This is a genomic window from Nonomuraea sp. NPDC046570 (genome assembly GCF_040645915.1).
In the GTDB taxonomy this organism is placed as follows: domain Bacteria; phylum Actinomycetota; class Actinomycetes; order Streptosporangiales; family Streptosporangiaceae; genus Nonomuraea.
Window position 1 is genome coordinate 261,791 of the sequence record NZ_JBEYZF010000006.1, and the last position, 19,795, is coordinate 281,585.

A 19,795-nucleotide genomic window follows, 5' to 3' on the forward strand; every position below is an offset into this window, starting at 1 on the left:
AGCGGTGGAGCGTATCGGCGTGCCCGCGATGAGGGGCCGACGTTAGGAGGCGGGTGATGTCCGGACAGAGGTCGCCTCGTGCGCGGTCGGCCGTTGGCGGAGATGATGCGGTTGGCGACGACCTGATGCGGGATCGTTCGGAGGAAGAGGAGGGGCCGAAGCATTCGTGGATCCTTGCCCTGCCCGCTGTGGCGGCCTGGGTGAGTGCACTCGTCCTTCTGGGCTGCTCCGCGGTGGCGGGCGCGATCACGGCGGTGGTGGCCACGGTCCTCGCCGGGCTGGTCGCCTGCGGTACAGGAGCGATCGGCGCGAGGCCAGCGGCTCTCTTCACCAAGCGGCTCACCTCGGCGATGAGAGGCGCTGGGCGCTCGTGGGCGGGCTTCTTCGTGAGGAGATCGCTTGGCGATTCCCCTACCGCCGCCGTTCGGAGCACCCGAAGGTGTGTGTCCGCGCGTCTGTGGCGGAACGTGGGACTCGCGGTGCTGGGGTGCGTCGCGGCGACTTCTGCTTCGGTCGCCTTCAGGGTGCACGCCGTCTCCACAGGTCCCGTCGCTGACCTGGCCGCACGCAACAGCCAGATCAGCGCCGAGATCGCCCTCACCGACGATCCACGGGTTCGTACGGCCGTCGGCACCTTCCGCCGGGAGAGCGTGGTGGTGCCCGCGACGATCGAGATCCTGGAGACGATGGGGCGGCGCCTCGCCGTACACACCCCGATCGTGGTGTTCGCGTCGGGGGGTGAGTGGCGCTCGCTGCTGCCCAGCCAGCGGCTTCGCGTCACCGGACGGCTCGGGACCGCCGATCACGACGAACTCGTCGGTGCGATCATGCTCGTTCGCGGACCACCACGGGTTCTGACCGGGCCGTCCCCGGTGCAGGTGGTCGCCGGGGAGCTCAGGGCAGGTCTGCGGCGTGCGGCGGACGTCCTGCCCGCCGATCAACGCGGCCTGCTGCCGGGGTTGGTCGTGGGGGACGTCTCACGGATGGATCCGCAGGTCGCCGCCGACTTCAAGGAAGCAGGCCTCAGCCACCTGACCGCTGTATCCGGAGCGAACCTGGCCATCGTCGCCGGAGCCGCGATCGGACTGTCCAGAATGGCGGGTATGCCGCTCGCGGCGCGGGCGGTGCTGGCCGGGATCGCGATGATCGCGTTCGCCATCGTCGCGCGTCCCTCGCCCAGCGTGCTGCGAGCCCTGCTCATGGGGCTGGTCGCGGCCGTGGCCCTGGGCACCGGCCGCCCCAGGGACGGTGTCGCGGGCCTCTCCGCGTCGGTGCTGCTCCTCATCCTCTTCGAGCCGGCACTGGCCCGCTCGTACGGCTTCGCGCTCTCGGTCTCGGCCACCGCCGGAATCCTGCTGCTGGCCCCCAGATGGCGCGACCGCCTTGCCGTACGGCTGCCGCGTTGGGCCGCCGAAGCCGTAGCGGTACCCGCTGCCGCGCAGGCGGCCGTGACCCCGGTACTCGTCCTCATGGTCGGCCAGCTGAGCGTCCTCGCGGTCCCGGCGAACCTGCTCGCGGGCCCGGCGGTGGCCCCGGCGACCCTGCTGGGGTTCGCCGCCGCCCTGGTCGCACCGCTGTCACCGGCGATCGCGCAACTACTCGTCCTGCCCGCCGGTTACGCCGTCGGCTGGATCATCACCGTGGCCGGGCACGCCACCTCGGTTCCGCACGCGAACCTGCCGTGGCCAGGCGGTCTCACAGGCCTCGGCCTGCTGGCCGTGGTCGCTCTCGTGGCTGTGCCCGTTCTGCGGCGTGCCACTTGGCGGGCGGTCGTTCTGACGGCGGCCGTGGCCGGAGGTGTCGCGGTGCTGGCCGTCGGTCCTGTGGTCGCTCCATGGCCGCCAAAGGGCTGGCTGTTCGTGGCATGCGACGTCGGCCAGGGCGACGCCGGTGTGATCGCGGCGGGTGCGGGACGGGGAGTACTCGTGGACGTGGGCCCCGACGCGGTACTGACCGATCGCTGCCTGCGCAGGCTGGGGATCCGGGACATCCCCTTGATCATCCTCACCCATCCGCACGCCGATCACGTGGGCGGACTCGAAGGGGTGTTCAGGAGAGGCAGGCGGGTCGGCGCGGTCCTGGTCACCCCAGGACGCGCACTCGCCCAGGAGGAAAGTACGCGCATCTCCGCGATCCTGGCCCGCCGCCGGATCCCCGAATGGGTGGCCGCCCCCGGCACCCAGTGGCGATTCGGCTCCGCGGCCCTGACCGTCCTCGCCCCGACGATCGGGATGACACCAAGCCACACACAGGAGGGAACGGCGGTGGGCAGCTGGACCGGGGCCGGGGTGACGCTGGGCAGGGGCTTGGAAGAAGGGGAGCGGTCGAGCTTGGGGGAAGTGAGGGAGGTGGCCACGTCGGGCGGAGATGACCGAGTGGCGATCCCGGCTGGCGGCGAGGGGGATAGGAGGGTGTGGGGCGGTGGTGCGGGGCAGCCGGTGGGGTTGGGCGGTGATACGGGCCATGCGATGGGGTTGAGCGGTGATGCGGGGGATGCGCTGAGGTCGAGCGGTGGGGCAACGCGGGCGGCGGGGTTGAGCGGAGGCGCGGCGCATGGAGTGGGCGGTGGAGCTACACGTGCGGTGCGGTTGAGCGGGGGTGTAGAGCATGGAGGGAGGTTGAGCGGTAGCGCGGAGCGTATGGCGGTGTCGGGGGGTGGCGCGCGGGAGGGGGTGACTATGGGAGGTGACGTAGGGGAGGGAGGTGAGATCAACAACTCCAGCGTGGTGGTTCATGTGCGATGGCCGCATGGCTCTCTGATGCTCAGTGGTGACATCGAGACGGATGCTCAAAGTGAGCTGCTACGCCGTGGGGTTCCGACCGCCGACATCCTCAAGGTTCCGCATCACGGGTCCGCACGACAGGATCACGCGTTCCTAGCGGCTGTAGGGGCAAGGGTTGCGCTGATCAGCGTGGGCGCTGACAACGACTACGGCCATCCGGCCGTACCCACACTCTCGGTATTGCATCGACTGGGAGTACGGGTTCACCGCACCGACCAGTCAGGCGATCTCGCCGTGATTGAGCAGGGCGCCAGCCTGGCGATCGTCGGGCGGGGCAGTTGAGGAGCGGGGCCAGCGTGGCGATCCTGGTCGGAGGGGGCGCTGCGTGGTTAGGCGTTGACGATGCGGGTTTCGTGTAGGTGGCGCCAGCGCATGGTTTCGGCGGAGGGGATGAACACCACGGTGGCGTGGCGGCTTTGAGTGGGGCCGTCCGGGTGGTGGTGGTGCTCCTTGTAGGTGGCCACGATGGCGGTGTCCGTCGCGGTGACCAAGGTGACGTCGGTGATGCTGATCTCAAGGTCGGGGTCGGCGCCGTACGCGTCCTTGACCGCCGCGAAGACCCGTACGCGGGTGAGGGTGGTCCCGCTGGGTTCGATGAGGGTGAAGTCGGGGGTGTGGGCGTCGGCGAACGCGGCGAAGTCGGAAGCCGTGCGAGAGACTTTGCCGTTGATCCAGCGCTGGATGACTTCGTGATGCCGGACGATCTCGGTACGGCACGCCGCCTCCATACCGCCCCCGCTTTGAGTACGGAACTGCGTCGTGGCGTTTCGGTCGAGGGTCATGGTGTTCTCCCGTGCGAATCGTCTTTGAGCAGGTCGTAAGGGGCGGGAAGTGCGCTCGCCGGAAGGGCGGTGGGGCCATGGCGGCATGGGATGTCAGGAAGGTATCGCCAGCGTACATGGCGATGATCTCAGCACGGGTTAAACGACCTGACCACAACACAGACGCGAAGACCCGACCTGCGCACCTACGATGCCAGCCACACAGACCGCGACTTCGGCTGTCCAGGTCTGGGAGGTCGCCTAAGTGTCCCGTGGCTGCGGCTGTCCAGGTGCGCGACATCGTCTGGAGCCGCGGCAAGAGCTGAGGAGAGTTCAAGCTCGTCGGACATTCGTGGGATGCTCGTTTGCATGGCGGCGAACGATCCTGCACTGGTGACCCTGGTTCTCGGTGACGAGGAACTGATGGCCGAGCGCGCGGTCGGCGCCGTGGTGGCGGCGGCCCGTCAGGGTGAGGCGGGCGCCGAGGTGCACGACCTGGTGGGCTCCAAGGTCGAGTCGGGTGAGCTGACCCGGCTCGCCTCGCCGTCGCTGTTCGGCGACCGGTCGGTGCTGGTGGTCCGTTCCGCGCAGGACCTGGGCAAGGACGTCATCGCCGAGGTCGTCGCGTACGCCAAGCGCCCGTCCGACGACACCGTCCTGATTCTGGTCCACCCGGGGGGCGTGAAGGGCAAGGCGCTGGTCGACGGGGTGAAGAAGGCGGGCGCCCACGTCGTCACGGTCAGCAAGGTGACCAAGCCGGCCGAGCGGCTCGAGTTCATCCGGAGCGAGGTGAAGCGCGCGGGCCGGACCATCGCGGGTGACGCCGCGCAGGCGCTGCTCGACGCGGTGGGCAACGACCTGCGGGAGCTGGCCGCGGTCTGCAACCAGCTCGTGTTCGACACCGAGGGCAAGACGATCGACCTGGCCGCGGTCACCCGGTACCACAAGGGCCGGGCGGAGGTCAGCGGGTTCACGGTGGCCGATTCGGCGATCGAGGGCCGGTTGGGCGACGCGCTGGAGCAGTTGCGCTGGGCGCTGAGCACGGGGGTGGCGCCGGTTCTGCTGGTGAGTGCGCTGGCCGGTGGGCTGCGGTCGCTGGCTAAGGTGGGTGGCGCGCCGCGCAACCTCAGGGGCGGTCAGCTGGCAAGTCATCTCGGCATGCCGCCGTGGAAGGTCGACAGGGTGCGGCGGCAGCTCAACGGCTGGGGCCCGGAGGGGATCTCCGCCGCGCTGCAGGCCGTCGCCACCGCGGACGAGCAGGTCAAGGGCGGCGGCGCCGACCCGGCCTACGCGCTCGAACACACCGTCCAGACCATCGTGGCCAGCCGTACGGGCCGCTGAGCTCAGCCGGTTTCCACGCGGACGAGCAGGCGTTTGAGCAGGCCGTCCAAGGCGGCCTGGTCGGCGGGGCCGAGGGCGGCGAGCATGGTGGTCTCGATGTCGGCCAGGAGGCTCATCGCCGTGGTCCACCGTTCGCGCCCCTGGTCGGTCAGCTCCACGTCCACTCTGCGCCGGTCGCTGTCGCTGCGGATCCGCCGGACCAGCCCGCCCTTTTCCAGGGTGTCCAGCCGACCGGTCATCCCGGCGGGCGACACCATCAGCTCGGCGGCGAGCTCTGACGGCGTGGCCCGCCAGGGCGCCCCCCGGGCGGCCAGCCGATGCAGCGTCTCGAACTCGAAGTCCTGCAGGCCGACTTCGCCGAACGCCGCCTGTTTGGCCTGTCGCAGGTGCTTCACCAGGGTCTGCATCCGCGTCACGATTGCCTCCACCCGTTCGTCGAAGGGTGCTTTGCCGCGCCAGCGGGCGAGGTGACGGTCCACGGAGTCGTCCATCAGGGAATCATACGCCACCGAGTATTTAGTTGACGAAGCATTCGTCAGCGAAATATCTTCGCGGCATGACCATCACCCGGCTCATCACCGGCCGCTCGCTGTCCGCCCTGGCCACCGCCCTGATCCCCACCACGCTCACGCTGGCGGTCCTGCGCATCACCGGCTCGGCCGCCGACCTGGGCCTGGTGCTGGCCTGCGAACTGCTCCCCCTGCTGCTGCTCCTCCCGGTGGGCGGCGTCCTCGCCGACCGCTTCCCGCCCGAACGCGTCCTGTTGTTCGCCGACCTCACCCGCGGACTCGCCCAGGTCGCCATCGCCGTGGAGCTCCTGCTCGGCGTCGACCGGATCGCCCACCTGGCGGTGCTGTCGGCGATCACCGGCGCGGCGATCGCGTTCGGCACGCCCGCCGTACCCAGGCTGGTGGCGGCGGTGGCGCCGGAAGGGCGGCGGCTGCGGGTCAACGCGCGCATCGGGGTGGCCACGGGCCTGTCGGCCGTGGCCGCGCCCGCCCTGGCGGGTGGCATGGTGCTGCTCGCCGGGCCCGGCTGGGCGGCGCTGCTCACCGGTGTGCTGTTCGCCTGCTCGGCGGTGACCCTCGGCGGCATCCGTACGGCCCGAGCCCCCCAACCCGCCACCCGCCCCGCCTTCACCACCGAGCTGGCCGAAGGCTGGCACGAGGTCAGGCGGCTCCGCTGGTTCCTGGCCGGCGTGCTGGGCCACGGAGTGTGGCACTTCACCGCGGGACTGTTCCTCACCATCGGCCCGCTGCTCGCCGGCGAATCCGCCTGGGTGATGATCGTGCAGTGCGGTGCGGTCGGCCTGGTCGCCGGTGTGCTCGCCGCCCCGCGGCTGCCGATCCGCCGTCCTCTGGTCGTCGCCTCGGTCGGCGCCGCGCTCTACGCGCTGCCGCTGGCCGCGCTCGCCGTCCCGCTGCCGTTCTGGGGTGTGGCTGTCGCGTACTTCGCGGCGATGTTCGGGCTCGGCCTGCTCAGCCCGTTGTGGGAGACCGCGGTGGCCGGTGCGATTCCGGAGGGGGCGCTGGGCAGGGTCAGGTCGTTCGACTCGCTGATCTCCTTCGCCGCCAGGCCGCTCGGGCTGGCGGTGGCCGCGCCGCTGGCGGGCTGGGCGGGCACGACGCTGCCGCTGCTGGCGGGGGCGGTCGCGGTCGCGGTGGCCGGTCTCGCCCCCATCGCGCTGCGCGAGGTGCGCGCGGTCAGCGCAGAGCGGGAGCGGCCTCGCGCAGCACTCCGTCGCTGATCTCCAGCACCCGGTCGGCCAGCGCGATGAGGCTCTGGTCGTGCGTGGCCACCAGCGCGGTGACCCCCTCGCTGCGTACCAGCGCGCGCAGCAATTGCATGATCTGCCGCCCGGTCTGCGAGTCGAGCTGGCCGGTCGGCTCGTCGGCGACGAGCAGCCGCGGCCGGTTGGCCAGCGACCTGGCGATGGCCACCCGCTGCCGCTGCCCGCCGGACAGCTCGAAGGGCCGCTGGTTGGCGTGCTGTTCGAGCCCGACGAGGGACAGCAGCATGCGTACCCGCTCCTCCCGCTGGGCGGGCGGGGTGCGGGCCAGCCGCATGGGGACGCCGACGTTCTCCGCCGCGGTCAGCACGGGGATGAGCCCGAAGGACTGGAACACGAACCCCAGCACGTCGCGCCGCAGGGCCAGCAACTCTTCCTCAGGCAGCGCGGTGACGTCCTTGCCGTCGACGACCACCCGGCCCGCGTCCGGCCGGTCGAGCCCGCCGACCTGGTTGAGCAGCGTCGTCTTGCCGGACCCCGAACGGCCGCGGATCGCCACCAGCTCGCCGGGAAAGGCCTCGAAGGACACCTCGCGCAGCGCCACCACCTCGGCCGGGCCGGAGCGATAGACCTTGGTCAGCCCTTCGACCACGACCAGGGGTTCAGTGCTCATCAGAGGGCTCCTCTCGGGCGGGCCACACGCCGATGTGGTCGGACTCCAGCTCCAGGCGCACCCGGCGCTCCAGGTGGAGGGCGTTCATGAAGTCGCGGGGCAGTTGGAGGCGGCCGACCCGGTCGAGCACGGCGTACTCCTCGGCGATGATCTCGCCCTCGGCGCCCGCCCTACGCAGGGTCTCGCTGCTGGTGCGCCCGTCGCGGATGCCGACGGTACGGTCGACCTGCTCCGACACCAGCGCGTCGTGGGTGACGATCACGACGGTGACGCCGAGCTCCCGGTTCGCCCGGCGCAGCGCCTCGAACACCTCCTCCGACGTCTCGCTGTCCAGCTCGCCGGTCGGCTCGTCGGCCAGGACGAGCTGCGGCGAGTTCGACAGCGCGACCGCGATGGCCACCCGCTGCTGCTCACCACCCGACATCTCGGCCGGCTTCCTGGCCGCGCAGTAGCCGACCCCAAGCAGCTCCAGCAACTGAGCGGCTCGGTCCTTGCGCGCCTTGCCCGCCAGCTTCATGGGCAGCTCGACGTTCTCCCGCGCGCTCAGGTACGGCAGCAGGTTGCGCGCCGTCTGCTGCCAGATGAAGCCGACCACCTCGCGGCGGTAGCGCAGCCGGTCCTTGGCGGTCATGGCCAGCAGGTCCATGCCCGCCACCCTGGCCAGGCCCGCGGTCGGCACGTCGAGCCCCGACAGGACGTTGAGCAGGGTCGACTTGCCCGACCCCGACGCGCCCACGACGGCGATCAGCTCGCCCTTCTGGATGAGCAGGTCGAGTCCCTGCAGGGCGACCACTTCGACGCCCTCGGTCTTGTAGATGCGCACCAGGTTGTCGCAGACGATGTGCGCGTCGGCGCCGAACGCGGACTTGGCCTTGGTGGCCTGCGCCTCCAGCTCGGACAGGGTCGGTGTGTTCAAGTCAGTCACCTACTCGTAGGACGGACCCCAGGCTGCGGCGACGGCCGAGGGCGGTGTGCGCGTAGGCGCCCAGCACGGAGACGGCGGTGAGCCCCACGCCCAGTAGGACGGGGGTGAGCAGGTCGGTACGGTACCCGCCGACCGCGACGCTGCCCGTGTAGGCGGACAGGTCCAGGCCGGGGCCGAGCGCGGCGGGCAGCACGAGCCCGAGCCCCAGCCCGGCCAGCGCGGTGATCAGGATCATCGGGGAGACCTCCAGCACGGTCAGGCGCTGTGCCTGGCCGGGCGACAGGCCGAGCGTGCTCAGGAACGACAGCGTCCTGGCCCGCGCCGGCGCGGTGATCACCAAGGTCATGATCACGGCGATCATCGCGTACCCGGCCAGCGCGGCGGTGACCATCACCAGGGTGCTCTGCACGGTGCTGGTCAGCGGCGCCTGCCTGATCTCCGCCAGCGCCTGCGCCTGGGAGCGCACCCGCAGCCCCGGCAGGTTCGCCGCGGCGGCCACGGCGGCGGGATCCGCGTCGCCCTTGATCAGCGCCAGGTTCACCCGGGTGGGCGTGCCGGAGCGTTCGTTGGCGTCGGCGGGCATCACCACGAACTCGCCCTGGGACCCCATACCGGGCAGCGAGTCGATGACGCCGGCCGAGGTGAGCTTCATCGGCACGTGCCAGTTGGCCGTGAAGGTGACGTCGCGCGGGAGCTTCGGCGAGACCAGCACCGGGGTGCCGGGGCCGGTCGGCGGGGGCGGCAGCCGTACCGGGCCCGCGTTCAGGACGTCCTGGTAGGCGGCCAGGTCGATGGAGATGACGGCGATGTGGCTGCGGGCGATCTGGGCCAGGCCGGTCTCCGCGGTGACCACCCGCTCCACGCCCGGCACCCGCTCGATCCGCCGCACCGCCTCGGGCGGGATCTCGACCTCGTGCTCGGCCCGGATCTGCGCCCCGACCTGCTGCCAGGCGGCCAGCTCCTGGGTGCTGGAGACGCCGGAGGAGACCACGGAGGCGAACACCGACACCGCCAGCGCGGGCAGCAGGATCAGCACCGGCAGCACGGTGAACGATCTGGCGCGCGCGGCCAGCGTCAGCCCGATGAACGGCACCGCTGGGCGCCGCGCGGCGGCCAGCCGTACGATCGCCCGCAGCGGATAGGGATAGCAGCGCAGCGTGACCAGCCCGGCGGCGACCGCCAGCGCGACCGGCACCAGCAGCAGGAACGGGTCCTGCCCCTGCGTGCCCACCTCCGTCGTCACCCCGCGCGAGCGCAGCAGGTAGGCCCCCGCGAGTGCCAGCGCCACGATCATGACCTCCAGCGTGATCCGCCGCGTCGACGGCTTGGCCGAGGTCACGTCGTCGCGCCGCTCGTTCAGCGGCGTCCGGTGCGCCAGCGTGAGCCTGACGGCGGCGTAGCCCAGCGCGCACAGCGGCACCAGCAGCGGCCCCACGTGCACGATCGGCGTGAGCGGCCCCGGCACCAGGTACGCCAGCAGGTAGCCGGCCAAGGCCGCGGGCAGCGTGGCCAGCGCCACCTGCGCCAGCCCCGCCGAGGTCACCTGCGGCAGCGATCCGCCGCGCGCCCGCATCAGCGCCAGCGCGGCGTCCATCCGCTCGGTCAGCAACCGTACGGCGAGCACGATCACCCCGAGCGCGACCACGACCAGCCCGCCGAGCACCAGGTACATGACGGTCTGCGCGGTGGCCAGCGACCCCAGGAAGCCCGCCAGCCGCCGCGGCAGCCCGGTCTCCAGCCGGCCCTGGTTGAAGCTCCCGACCTCGACCGCCACGGCCCGCTGAAAGTCCTTGATCGCCTGTACGGTGCCCGGCACCTCCCGAGCGCTGACCCGCTCGGTGTCGACGCCGAACACCCACGAGTACACCACCCGCCGGTTGCCGTCGCTCAGCGTCCGCAGCCCCTGGTCGCTGGTCAGGGTGGTGATGTACAGGTCGGGCTCCTCCGCGCCCGGCACCAGGCGCCGCTCGACCTTGTACGCGTCGAGGTTGTGCTCCCAGTAGCCGTCGGCGGCGTCCTTCGGCCGGTAGATCCCGGTGACCTGGATGGCGGTGTGATGGCTGACGCCGAGTACCACGAAGGTCCCGATGCCGAGGTTCATCCGCTGCGCGGCGTCCTCGGAGACCCCCACCTCGACCACCGGCACGGTGCCGAACTTGCGCTGGTCGGGCACGTACGTGGTGTGCGTCCGGCCGGGCGGCCTGCCGCTGACCCAGTCGACCCGCCGGGCCAGATCGGACAGCCAGCCCACGTTGATGTACTGCCGGGCGCGGTCCTTGGCGGGGGTCTCCACGGTGGCGGCGGCGATGTGGCTGGTGCCGCCGGTCGTCACGACGGAGGCCAGCCCGGGCGGCAGCACCTTCCTGAAGGCGCGCTCGCGGGCCTCGAACTGGCCGCGCTCCTGCAGCACGTCGCCGTACATGGAGGTGACGACCAGGTCGTGCTCCTGCGCGCTGGTGGTGCTCAGCGTCCGGCGCAGCCCTTCGTCGTAGGCGGCCTGCAGCACCCGCGGCATGCCCGCGATCAGCAGGCAGGCGCTCAGCGTCAGCACCGCGAGCACGGCCGCGGGCCCGGTGTGCACCCTGGCCAGAAGCGTCCTCACTGTTCCTCCCCGATGCGCAGCACCTGGCCGAGACCCTGGCGGCGCAGGGTGCGCGCCAGCGCGGCGACGATCGCGAACAGCAGCGCGGCCACCAGCGCGAGCAGGAGCAGGGTCGACGGCCACGGGATGTCGAGCAGCACGCCCGGGGTGACCGCCGACGCCTGCCCGGTGAGCACGATGTGTGGCACCACCAGCGCGCCCACGACCAGGGCCAGCCCGGTCCCGGCCACCAGCGACAGCCCGATCACGAAGGTCTGCTCGATGGCCAGCAGCGCGAACACCTGCCGGAAGCTGACCCCGAGCGCCCGCAGGATGGCGAACTCGGCCAGCCGCTCGCGCGCGGCGACCGCGGCGTTGACCAGGAAGCCGAGCGCGGCGAAGACCAGCGCGGACAGGAAGCCGAGGGTGAGCGCCCCCTGCAGGCCGCTGGCCAGCGGGTCGTCGCGCAGTTCGGCGGCCAGCCCCGGCAGGTCCACCACGGTGACGGCCCACTCGGGCCTGCTCTCCAGCACCTTCTTCGCGGCGGCGGTGTCGCCGCCGGAGGTGGCCAGCCACCATTCGGTCGCCGGGCGCAGGAACTGCCCCCCGGCCAGCGCCCTGCCCTGCAGCGTGGTCCAGTCGGCCAGCACGGCGGGCTGGTCGGGAGCGGTGCCGGGCATGCGCTCGACGATCCCGGCGACCTTGATCTGGATGGTCGCGTGCTCGACGCTCACCGGCGCGACCTGGCCGACCGACAGCCTGAGCTGGGTGGCCAGGTCCGTGGTCAGCACCACGGGCAGCGGCTTGAAGATCCGCGCCTCGGGGCGGCGGGCGGGCGCGAACAGCGCGGCGTCGGGGATGGTCGCGGGCGCGGGCAGCAGCGTGACCGTCTGCGCCTCACCCGCGCGCCCGGCCGCGGGCGTCCCCGGTACGGTCAGCGACCACAGCGCCCCGCCGTCCCCGCCGACCTTCTCCTCCGGCTTCAACCCGCCGGTACTGTGATGCGCCCAGCGCGTCCCCGGCGCGAGCGCCAGCGCGCTGCCGCCCGCCTCGGCCCGCTCCAGCGTCACGGTGACCGTACTCGGCGGGTCCGGCACCGGAACCTGCGCGGTGAACCCGCGCACCGTCAGCGGGTACGACAGTTCCCCGCTCCGCCCGGTCAGCGCCCGCAGATCGACCTCGACCCGGTTGGCCCCGACCTTCAGCGGCCCGGCCTGCACCTCCCGCCAGGTCCCCCTGGCATCCTGCACAGTCATCCGCAACGGCAGATTCTGGTACGGCCCCGCCGCCCCGGCCCTCTCCACCGCCACCCGCACGTCCAGCGTCAACCGCTCGGGCCGCCCCGGAACCGCCAGCCCGGCGATCTCCGGCCGGGCCGCGCCCAGCCGCTCACCCATCACCGCCACCCCGTCGTCCGACAGGTCGGAGCGCAGCCGGAACACCTCGTCGAGGGACCCCCCCTCCAGCGCGAGCAGGGTCGCCGTCTCCCCGGCGAACTCGATCTCCCCCCGGAACGCGGGACTGGCGTGGGTCACGCCCGGCAGGGTGGCGAACGCGCCGCTCCGGCCGAACACGCCCAGCTCCCGCGCCTCGGGCGGCCCCGAGATCCGCAGGTCGGCGCTGGCCTGGTGGACGGCCTGGTCCCGCTGGGAGGAACGCCAGGTGGCCGCCGTCGCCAGCGACACCACGCCGATCGCGATCGCCATCGTGAGCAGCAGCGCGGGCCCCGAGTACCGCAGCGGCCGGCGGCTCACCTGCCAGGCGCCGAGCGCGGGCGCGAGGCTGTCGCGCCGGCTGGTGATCCGCTCGGCGAGCTTGGACACCCGCGGCACCAGGCGCAGGCCCAGCATGCCGCCGCAGAGCAGGGAGAGCGCGGGCCCGCTGACGATCAGCGGATCGATGCCGAGATCGCCGCCCGCCGTCGAGGTGACCGGCCCGCCGTAGTGCTGGAGCTGCCAGACGGCGAGCGCCGCCACCGCCAGCAGCGCCACGTCGGCCCCCGCCCGCTGCACCAGCCCGCGGCCCCCCGAGCGGCCGCGGGCTGACTGTTCGTCCACATAGGTACGGCGGGCGCCGCCCAGCGCGGGCAGGGCCAGCAGGACGGCGGAGGCCAGGGCCACGGCGGCCGAGACGGCGAACGTCCCGGCGTCGGCCGTGGGGGCCAGCCGTACCCCTGAGGACTTGATCCAGGGGAGCGCGTTGATCAGTGCGAGCAGGGGTGGGCCGAGGAACGGCGCGACGAGTGCGCACGGGACGGCCACCAGCAGGGCCTCGGCGCCGGCGAGCAGCGCGAGCCGTACCGTGCCGGCGCCGCGTGAGCGGAGCAGCGCGACCTCCATGCGGCGGTGGTCGGCCAGCAGGCGGGCGGTGAGCATCAGCGCGTAGGCGGCCAGCAGCAGCAGTTGCAGCACCGGGATCAGCATCGTCGAGCGGGCCACCAGGGAGGCCGTGTCGAGCTGGGCGAGCATCTCCGGCAGGCGGGTGCCCGTGGCGCAGGCGGGGCAGCCGCTCCTGGCCAGCGTGTCCTTCAGCTCGGCCACCCCGGCCGCGAACGGGCGCAGCCGCTCGGGGGAGAGGGTGCCGAGGTCGGGTACCGCGGTCCAGGTGGCGTTCACATTGGTGGCGAAGTGGGTGAGGAAGGTGTCGCGGCCGACCATGAGCGGGCCGTAGGTGGTGAAGTCGCCCACCTCGACGCCCCTGCTCAGCAGCGCCTCGCCGGCCCAGCGGTCGCCGAAGGTCTCGTTGAGCTGGAAGACGCCGCTGATCCTGACCTTGACCGGCTTCTGGTCGATGCGGCTGCGGGTGGTGAGGACCTGCCCGGCCTTCAGCTCGGCGGCCGAGGCGGCCGACAGCGAGACGGCGGCCTCGACGATGTCGCCTTCCTGCTGGGCGGCGGGCCAGGCGCCGTCGACCAGCTTGGCGTGCCGGTCCAGGCCGTCATAGCTACCGAACCTAAACAGTTCCGGACGATCCAGGCGCTCCTGGCCGGGCACCACGTAGGAGTCGGAGCGGATGCTCAGCGTGAGCGCGAGCGGCACGCCCGAGTACGCCTTCGCCGTCGCCTCGCGCACCGAGCGCTCGATCGCGGGGAAGGACTCGGCCGTCACCGGCGCGCTGATCGTGGCGGCCGTTGTCCTGATCGACGCGGTCTCCATGATGCGGCGCACGCCGACATCCGCGACGGAGGAGGCGTACATCGTCAGCGCCACCAGCGTCGAGGTGGCCAGCAGAATCGATCCGAACGCGGCGAGCAGTAAGAGCGGCTCGTTGAATGCCCGTTTGATCACGAGCGGTATGCGCCCCCGCATGTACCCCCGGCCTTTCCGTCAAGCTCCTTTTGAACCCTGGGGGCGGGGTGAAGGTAAGGCAAGGAGATCATCTGGACGGTGACAGAGCCGATACGCTGCGGCGATGCGCATGTGATATCGAAACTGTTACACGATATGCGGGTAAACCAGACGTTTGTCGGCATACAAAAACGCCGCACTCCGAAACGGAGTGCGGCGTTAGCGGTTCGGCTACTTGGCGGCCGTCAGCTCGGCGGCCTGCTGAGCGATCGCCGACTTGCGGTTGGCGGCCTGGTTCTTGTGGATGACGCCCTTGCTGGCAGCCTTGTCCAGCTGACGCGACGCGGCGCGCATGAGCACCACGGCCTCGTCGGCCTTGCCCTGCTCGGCGGCCTCGCGGAACTTGCGGATCGCCGTCTTCAGGGAAGACTTGACAGCCTTGTTGCGCAGACGAGCCTTCTCGTTCTGCTTGTTGCGCTTGATCTGGGACTTGATGTTCGCCACGAAGAAGCCTCGGTGAAGGTCTGGAAACGGATGGGGCGCGCGGGCTCGATGAGAGGGCGCGCCACACGCAGTTGAACAGGTTACCAATAATCCAGGTCGCTGCTCAAATCAACGGCCTGGACACGAGTCCTGTCTCGCCCCAGTGTAGCCGTACCGTCAGTGCATCCAGTACCGGTCGTACTCCGCCCAGTCCTGTTCGGTCGCGGCGAAGTCGACGTAGAGGGCCAGGCCGAAGTTCGCCCGCCGCCCGTGGTCGGTGACCGCCAGCTTGGCGGCCTCGGCCGCGATGGCCACACTTTCCGACTCGTCCAGGAACGCGACGCCGTGGTCGTGGTAGGCGGGCGCGCCGATCAGCAGCAGCCGGTCCTCGGGGACCAGGTCGAGGGCCAGTTTCGCCTGCCGTACGACATGACCGCCGTAGAGCCAGTCGGCCGGCATGAAGGAGTCGTAGGTCATGACGGCGACCTGGTCGACGAGGGCGGCGACGCGCTGGAAGTAGCCCTGCGACCAGTACTTGTCGTGGCGGGAGAGGACGCGGGCGATCGGGCGCATCAGCGGGTACGGCTCGATCTGCGGGGTCGAGGTGGACAGCTTCCTGCCCTCGCCGAGGACGCCCCTGGTGCGGGCCAGCAGGTCGAGGAACTCCTCGTCGTCGTCGCCGATCGGCTCGAAGTTGTAGTGGAGGCCGTCGAAGCCCAGCCCGACGATCTGGCCGACGCTCGTCAGGATCCGGTCCCGGACCCGCGCGTCGTCCAGGTCGAGGTACCCGTCGACCTTCTGGCCGAGCCACGCCTGCACTCGCACCCCGGGGGCGTGCCGGTGGAACCAGGTCACGAACTCGCTGGCCACCGGGTAGCGGGGCTGTACCGAGCCATCCTGGGCGAAAGGCCCGGTGTGCACGTAGACGTCCTTGATGCCGGTCGACTTGAGGCGTGCCGCCAGCTCCTCCACGTCCTTCTCGGTACGGCGGCCGTCCACCCACGCGTGGCCGAGCCACAGGGCGTCGTTCCCGGTGCTCTTGGCCCATGACGCGGGCGCACCGGTAAACTGAAGGCGGTGTGCCCCGGCCAGCAGGCCGGAAAGCACGACCACGAGGGCCAAAGCCAGCGCGACGACGCGCAGGGCGTGGCGGATGACGGTCCGGGCAATCATCCGGGCATGTCACCATGAAAGATGGCTGGTACGCCAGCCTCGTTCGTCACTTTCCTTTCGAAACGGACTTCGGTGCGCACTCAGCCTGGCCAGACCGACCCCGCGTTGATCCGCAACTTTTGCATCATCGCGCATATCGACCACGGCAAGTCGACGCTTGCCGACCGGATGCTGCAGATCACCGGCGTGGTCGACGACCGGTCCATGCGCGCTCAGTACCTCGACAGGATGGACATCGAGCGAGAGCGCGGCATCACGATCAAGTCGCAGGCGGTCAGGCTGCCGTGGGACGGTCATGTGCTCAACATGATCGACACGCCCGGCCACGTCGACTTCACCTACGAGGTCTCCCGGTCGCTGCAGGCGTGCGAGGGCGCGATCCTGCTGGTCGACGCCGCCCAGGGCATCGAGGCGCAGACGCTCGCCAACCTGTACCTGGCGATGCACAACAACCTGCACATCATCCCGGTGCTCAACAAGATCGACCTGCCGGCGGCGCAGCCCGAGAAGTTCTCCGAGGAGCTGGCCGGCCTGATCGGCTGCGACCCCTCCGAGGTGCTCCAGGTGTCCGGCAAGACCGGCGTCGGCGTGCGCGAGCTGCTCGACCACGTCGTCCAGACCGTCCCGGCCCCCATCGGCGACGCCGACGCGCCCGCCCGCGCGCTGATCTTCGACTCGGTGTACGACACCTACCGCGGCGTCGTCACCTACGTCCGGGTCATGGACGGCCATCTGGGCAAGCGCGAGCGCATCCTGATGATGTCGACCACCGCCACCCACGAGACGCTGGAGATCGGCGTCATCTCCCCCGAGCCGAAGGTCGCCGAGAAGGGCCTCGGCGTCGGCGAGGTGGGCTACCTGATCACCGGCGTGAAGGACGTGCGCCAGTCGCGTGTCGGCGACACCGTGACCGCCGCCGCCAAGCCCGCCGTCGAGATGCTGGCCGGCTACGACCACCCCCGGCCGATGGTGTTCTCCGGCCTCTACCCGATCGACGGCGACGAGTACCCCGAGCTGCGCGAGGCGCTGGACAAGCTCCAGCTCAACGACGCCGCCCTCGTCTACGAGCCGGAGACCTCGGCCGCGCTGGGCTTCGGCTTCCGCGTCGGCTTCCTCGGCCTGCTGCACATGGAGATCGTGCGCGAGCGGCTGGAGCGCGAGTTCGGCCTGACGCTGATCTCCACCGCGCCCAACGTGATCTACCGCGTCGTCATGGAGGACGGCAAGGAGCTCACCGTCACCAACCCGTCCGAGTTCCCCACCGGCGGCAAGATCGCCCAGGTCTTCGAGCCGGTCACCAAGTCCACCGTGCTGGCGCCGGCCGAGTTCATCGGCGTCATCATGGAGCTCTGCCAGGGGCGGCGCGGCCAGCTCCAGGGCATGGACTACCTGTCGGAGGACCGGGTCGAGATCCGCTACGCGCTGCCGCTGGGCGAGATCATCTTCGACTTCTTCGACCAGCTCAAGTCCCGCACCCGCGGCTACGCCTCGCTCGACTACGAGCCCGCCGGAGAGCAGGAGTCCGACCTGGTCAAGGTCGACATCCTGCTGCAGGGCGAGGCCGTCGACGCCTTCAGCGCGATCGTGCACAAGGACAAGGCCTACGCCTACGGCGTCGAGATGGCCAAGAAGCTGCGCGAGCTGATCCCCAGGCAGCAGTTCGAGGTGCCGATCCAGGCCGCCATCGGCGCCCGCGTCATCGCCCGCGAGAACATCCGCGCCATCCGCAAGGACGTCCTCGCCAAGTGCTACGGCGGCGACATCTCCCGTAAGCGCAAGCTGCTGGAGAAGCAGAAGGAAGGCAAGAAGCGGATGAAGATGGTCGGCCGGGTCGAGGTGCCCCAGGAGGCCTTCGTCGCCGCGCTGTCCACCGAGTCGGGCGGCGAGAAGACCAAGAAGTAGCCGGTCTACCTCGCCCTGGCGAGGTACCCGCCGAGCGTGGCGGCGCCCAGCGCCGCCTGCGCCACCAAGGCCGCCGTGAGCGTCGCGGGCTCGGCCACCAGCGCCAGCACGAACGGCGCGCAGCCGACCAGCGCCAGGTCGACGCCGGTCATCGCCCAGAACAGCGGCCCTGTCGGTACGGCTCCGCCGGGCGTGTCGATGACCGGCATCGCGTGGTCCACCGGCGACCGCCGGGCGATACGCAGCGCGGCGGCGGCCAGAGCCGGGGCGACGGCGGGGGCGAAGAGCCACCACGGTCCGCCCGGCAGCGCCCCCGCCGCCGACAGCAGGACCAGGGCGGCGCCCAGCCACAGCGTGCTCAGCAGCGCCGGAAGCAGCGCGCGGGCGGCCAGCGCCGTCCTGCGGTCGACGCCCAGCAGGTAGGCCATGGCCGGGTTGCCCGCGTCACGCCGCGCACCCGACACGCCCATGGCCGCCACCGCCAGCGCGCCCGCCAGAACCGCGACCATGCCCGCGCCCGCCTGGGCGAACAGCGTGGGCAGCGCCACCGAGCCCGCCATCAGCCCCAGCAGGGCCGGGCGGGCCGCCAGCCGGCGCCAGTCCTGCCAGGCGAGGGCCAGCGGGGCCGGGAGCCTCGGCCACGGCTTCGACTTCAGCGTGCGCGAACGCCAGTGGTTGTCCTCGGCTATCCAGGTGAGCGAGCCGGGGTCCAGGCTGACGGCCGCGGTGGCGGCGTTGCCCGTGCGGGTGGAGGCGGCCAGGATCAGCCGGGCGGGCATGCGGGTGATGGCCGACCAGGCCTGCCGTACCAGGAGGGCCGCGGCGGTCGCCGCGACGGCCGCGACGACCGCGCCGGCGGAGGGCGGGGCGGCGGCGACCGTGGACAGGACGCGGCGGCCTTGGCCGCCGGCGGACACGGCGGCCAGCAGGACCAGGACGACGAGGGTGATGTTCAGCCAGGAGTTCCACTGCTGTTCCGCCTGCGCGAGGACCGCGACCGCGAGGCCGCCCACGGTCAGCGAGACGCCGATCGCCACGGCGGTGAGCAGGCGCCAGGTGAGGTGGTCGGGGGCGCCCAGCACCGCGAGCAGGGCGACGCCCAGCGCGATCCCCGCCACCACGGCCACCGTCGCCAGCACCCTCGCCGTACGGCCGAGCACACTGGCGCGGGGGAGCGGTGACAGCAGGCGCCAGGAGGCGTCGGCCGCCGAGACCGCCACAGGGCCCCGGGCGCGGGCCGTCGCCAGGAAGCCCGCGAGGACCAGCGTGATCAGCGCCATGCCGGTGCCCATGGCGGCCGGGTCCGCCTCGGCCAGCGAGGACAGGACCGAGGAGATCGGGTTGCCCAGGACGGCGGCCAGCATGGCGATGCCGAACAGGACGGAGTAGCGGTCCAGGGCGCGGCGGGTACGGCTGGGGGTCATCGGGCGGCGTCCAAGGTGATGCGGCGGGTGCTCGGGGCGGCGAGCGTGTGGTCGTGGGTGGCCATCACGACCGTGCCGCCCGCCGTGGTGTAGGCGTCCAGCATGGAGTGGAGGCGCCGTCTGAAGGCGGCGTCCAGGCCGCGCTCGGGCTCGTCCAGCAGGAGGAGGCGGCTGGGCCTGAGGAAGGCGGAGGCCAGCGTGAGGCGCTGGCGTTGGCCGGTGGAGAGGTTAAGGGGCGCCACGTCGCCTCTGTCACGCAGGCCGAACGCTTCGAGCATGGTGTCGACGTCGTGCCCACCGGAGGCGCCGGTGAACGAGGGCGCCGGGGAGTCCTCGGATTTTCCGGGGTGGATGGTTTGGATCATGTCCAGGTGGTCGCGGGTGGTGAGACCCGGGTACCAGGCGGGTTCGTCGGCCACCAGGGCGACTTGGCGCCAGAACGGCGGGTCGTCGGCCGGGGGAGCGCCGAACACGTCGACCGTTCCCGAGGTTGCCGTTTGGAGACCGGCGAGGCAGCGTAGGAGCGTCGACTTGCCCGTGCCGTTCTCGCCCACGACGGCGACGGCCTCGCCTGGAGCGACGGCCAGGTCGACACCGGTGAGGACCGGATTCCCGGCGAACTCGACGGTGAGCCCTCGGACGCGGATGATCGGTTCAGTCACGCCCTGAGCCTAGGAGTCCCGAAGCCTCCGCGGGCGCCCGCCCGCCCCTGTTCATCGGTCGCAGCCATCGC

14 protein-coding genes are annotated in these 19,795 nt (G+C 71.6%); 4 read left to right on the forward strand and 10 right to left on the reverse strand.

All coding sequences use genetic code 11. The features are described from left to right. The first annotated feature begins 443 nt into the window (after positions 1-443). On the forward strand, positions 444-3,065 hold the full coding sequence (locus ABZ911_RS13060; RefSeq protein ID WP_358054742.1) for a ComEC/Rec2 family competence protein: 2,622 nt from the start codon (positions 444-446) through the stop codon (positions 3,063-3,065). Positions 3,066-3,112: 47 nt separating this feature from the next. Here the strand turns inward: ABZ911_RS13060 and ABZ911_RS13065 are convergent, their stop codons facing one another. Then, on the reverse strand, positions 3,113-3,565 hold the full coding sequence (locus tag ABZ911_RS13065; protein ID WP_358054743.1) for a DUF4440 domain-containing protein: 453 nt from the start codon (positions 3,563-3,565) through the stop codon (positions 3,113-3,115). A gap of 348 nt (positions 3,566-3,913) precedes the next feature. Between ABZ911_RS13065 and holA the strand changes: the two genes are divergently transcribed. After that, positions 3,914-4,885: a DNA polymerase III subunit delta gene (holA, locus tag ABZ911_RS13070; protein ID WP_358054744.1), complete on the forward strand. Its 972-nt coding sequence runs from the start codon at positions 3,914-3,916 to the stop codon at positions 4,883-4,885. Positions 4,886-4,887: 2 nt separating this feature from the next. On the opposite strand, the gene ABZ911_RS13075 is transcribed toward holA, so the two are convergent. After that, positions 4,888-5,376, reverse strand: a complete 489-nt coding sequence (locus tag ABZ911_RS13075) for a MarR family winged helix-turn-helix transcriptional regulator (RefSeq protein ID WP_358054745.1) — start codon at positions 5,374-5,376, stop codon at positions 4,888-4,890. Between the two features lie 65 nt (positions 5,377-5,441). On the opposite strand from ABZ911_RS13075, the gene ABZ911_RS13080 reads away from it, so the two are divergent. Next, positions 5,442-6,632 (forward strand): MFS transporter, encoded by a 1,191-nt coding sequence (locus ABZ911_RS13080; protein ID WP_358054746.1) that lies wholly within the window; start codon positions 5,442-5,444, stop codon positions 6,630-6,632. Here ABZ911_RS13080 and ABZ911_RS13085 read toward each other — a convergent pair. The 6 genes from ABZ911_RS13085 to ABZ911_RS13110 form a co-directional block, all read right to left on the reverse strand. Then, complete coding sequence (locus tag ABZ911_RS13085; protein WP_358054747.1) at positions 6,589-7,287, reverse strand: ABC transporter ATP-binding protein; 699 nt, start codon at positions 7,285-7,287, stop codon at positions 6,589-6,591. The two genes, ABZ911_RS13080 and ABZ911_RS13085, sit on opposite strands and share 44 nt — an antisense overlap. After that, on the reverse strand, positions 7,277-8,203 hold the full coding sequence (locus ABZ911_RS13090; protein ID WP_358054748.1) for an ABC transporter ATP-binding protein: 927 nt from the start codon (positions 8,201-8,203) through the stop codon (positions 7,277-7,279). Before ABZ911_RS13090 ends, ABZ911_RS13085 begins: the two co-directional genes overlap by 11 nt. A 1-nt stretch (position 8,204) precedes the next feature. Beyond that, entirely contained in the window at positions 8,205-10,814 is a 2,610-nt protein-coding gene (locus ABZ911_RS13095; protein WP_358054749.1) for a hypothetical protein, read from the reverse strand. Next, entirely contained in the window at positions 10,811-14,080 is a 3,270-nt protein-coding gene (locus ABZ911_RS13100) for an ABC transporter permease (protein ID WP_358054750.1), read from the reverse strand. The genes ABZ911_RS13095 and ABZ911_RS13100 overlap by 4 nt, the downstream gene beginning before the upstream one ends. 231 nt (positions 14,081-14,311) lie before the next feature. Continuing rightward, on the reverse strand, positions 14,312-14,584 hold the full coding sequence (gene rpsT / locus ABZ911_RS13105) for a 30S ribosomal protein S20 (protein WP_358054751.1): 273 nt from the start codon (positions 14,582-14,584) through the stop codon (positions 14,312-14,314). Positions 14,585-14,740: 156 nt separating this feature from the next. Continuing rightward, complete coding sequence (locus ABZ911_RS13110; RefSeq protein WP_358054752.1) at positions 14,741-15,736, reverse strand: hypothetical protein; 996 nt, start codon at positions 15,734-15,736, stop codon at positions 14,741-14,743. Positions 15,737-15,757: 21 nt separating this feature from the next. Between ABZ911_RS13110 and lepA the strand changes: the two genes are divergently transcribed. Then, on the forward strand, positions 15,758-17,638 hold the full coding sequence (gene lepA / locus ABZ911_RS13115) for a translation elongation factor 4 (RefSeq protein ID WP_358054753.1): 1,881 nt from the start codon (positions 15,758-15,760) through the stop codon (positions 17,636-17,638). 5 nt (positions 17,639-17,643) lie between these two features. Here lepA and ABZ911_RS13120 read toward each other — a convergent pair whose 3' ends face one another. Both ABZ911_RS13120 and ABZ911_RS13125 read right to left on the reverse strand, forming a co-directional pair. Next, positions 17,644-19,062 carry a DUF6297 family protein gene (locus ABZ911_RS13120; protein WP_358054754.1) on the reverse strand — a complete coding sequence of 473 codons (1,419 nt, stop codon included), beginning with the start codon at positions 19,060-19,062 and terminating at the stop codon, positions 17,644-17,646. After that, entirely contained in the window at positions 19,059-19,724 is a 666-nt protein-coding gene (locus tag ABZ911_RS13125) for an ABC transporter ATP-binding protein (protein ID WP_358054755.1), read from the reverse strand. The genes ABZ911_RS13120 and ABZ911_RS13125 overlap by 4 nt, the downstream gene beginning before the upstream one ends. Between the last annotated feature and the right edge of the window lie 71 nt (positions 19,725-19,795).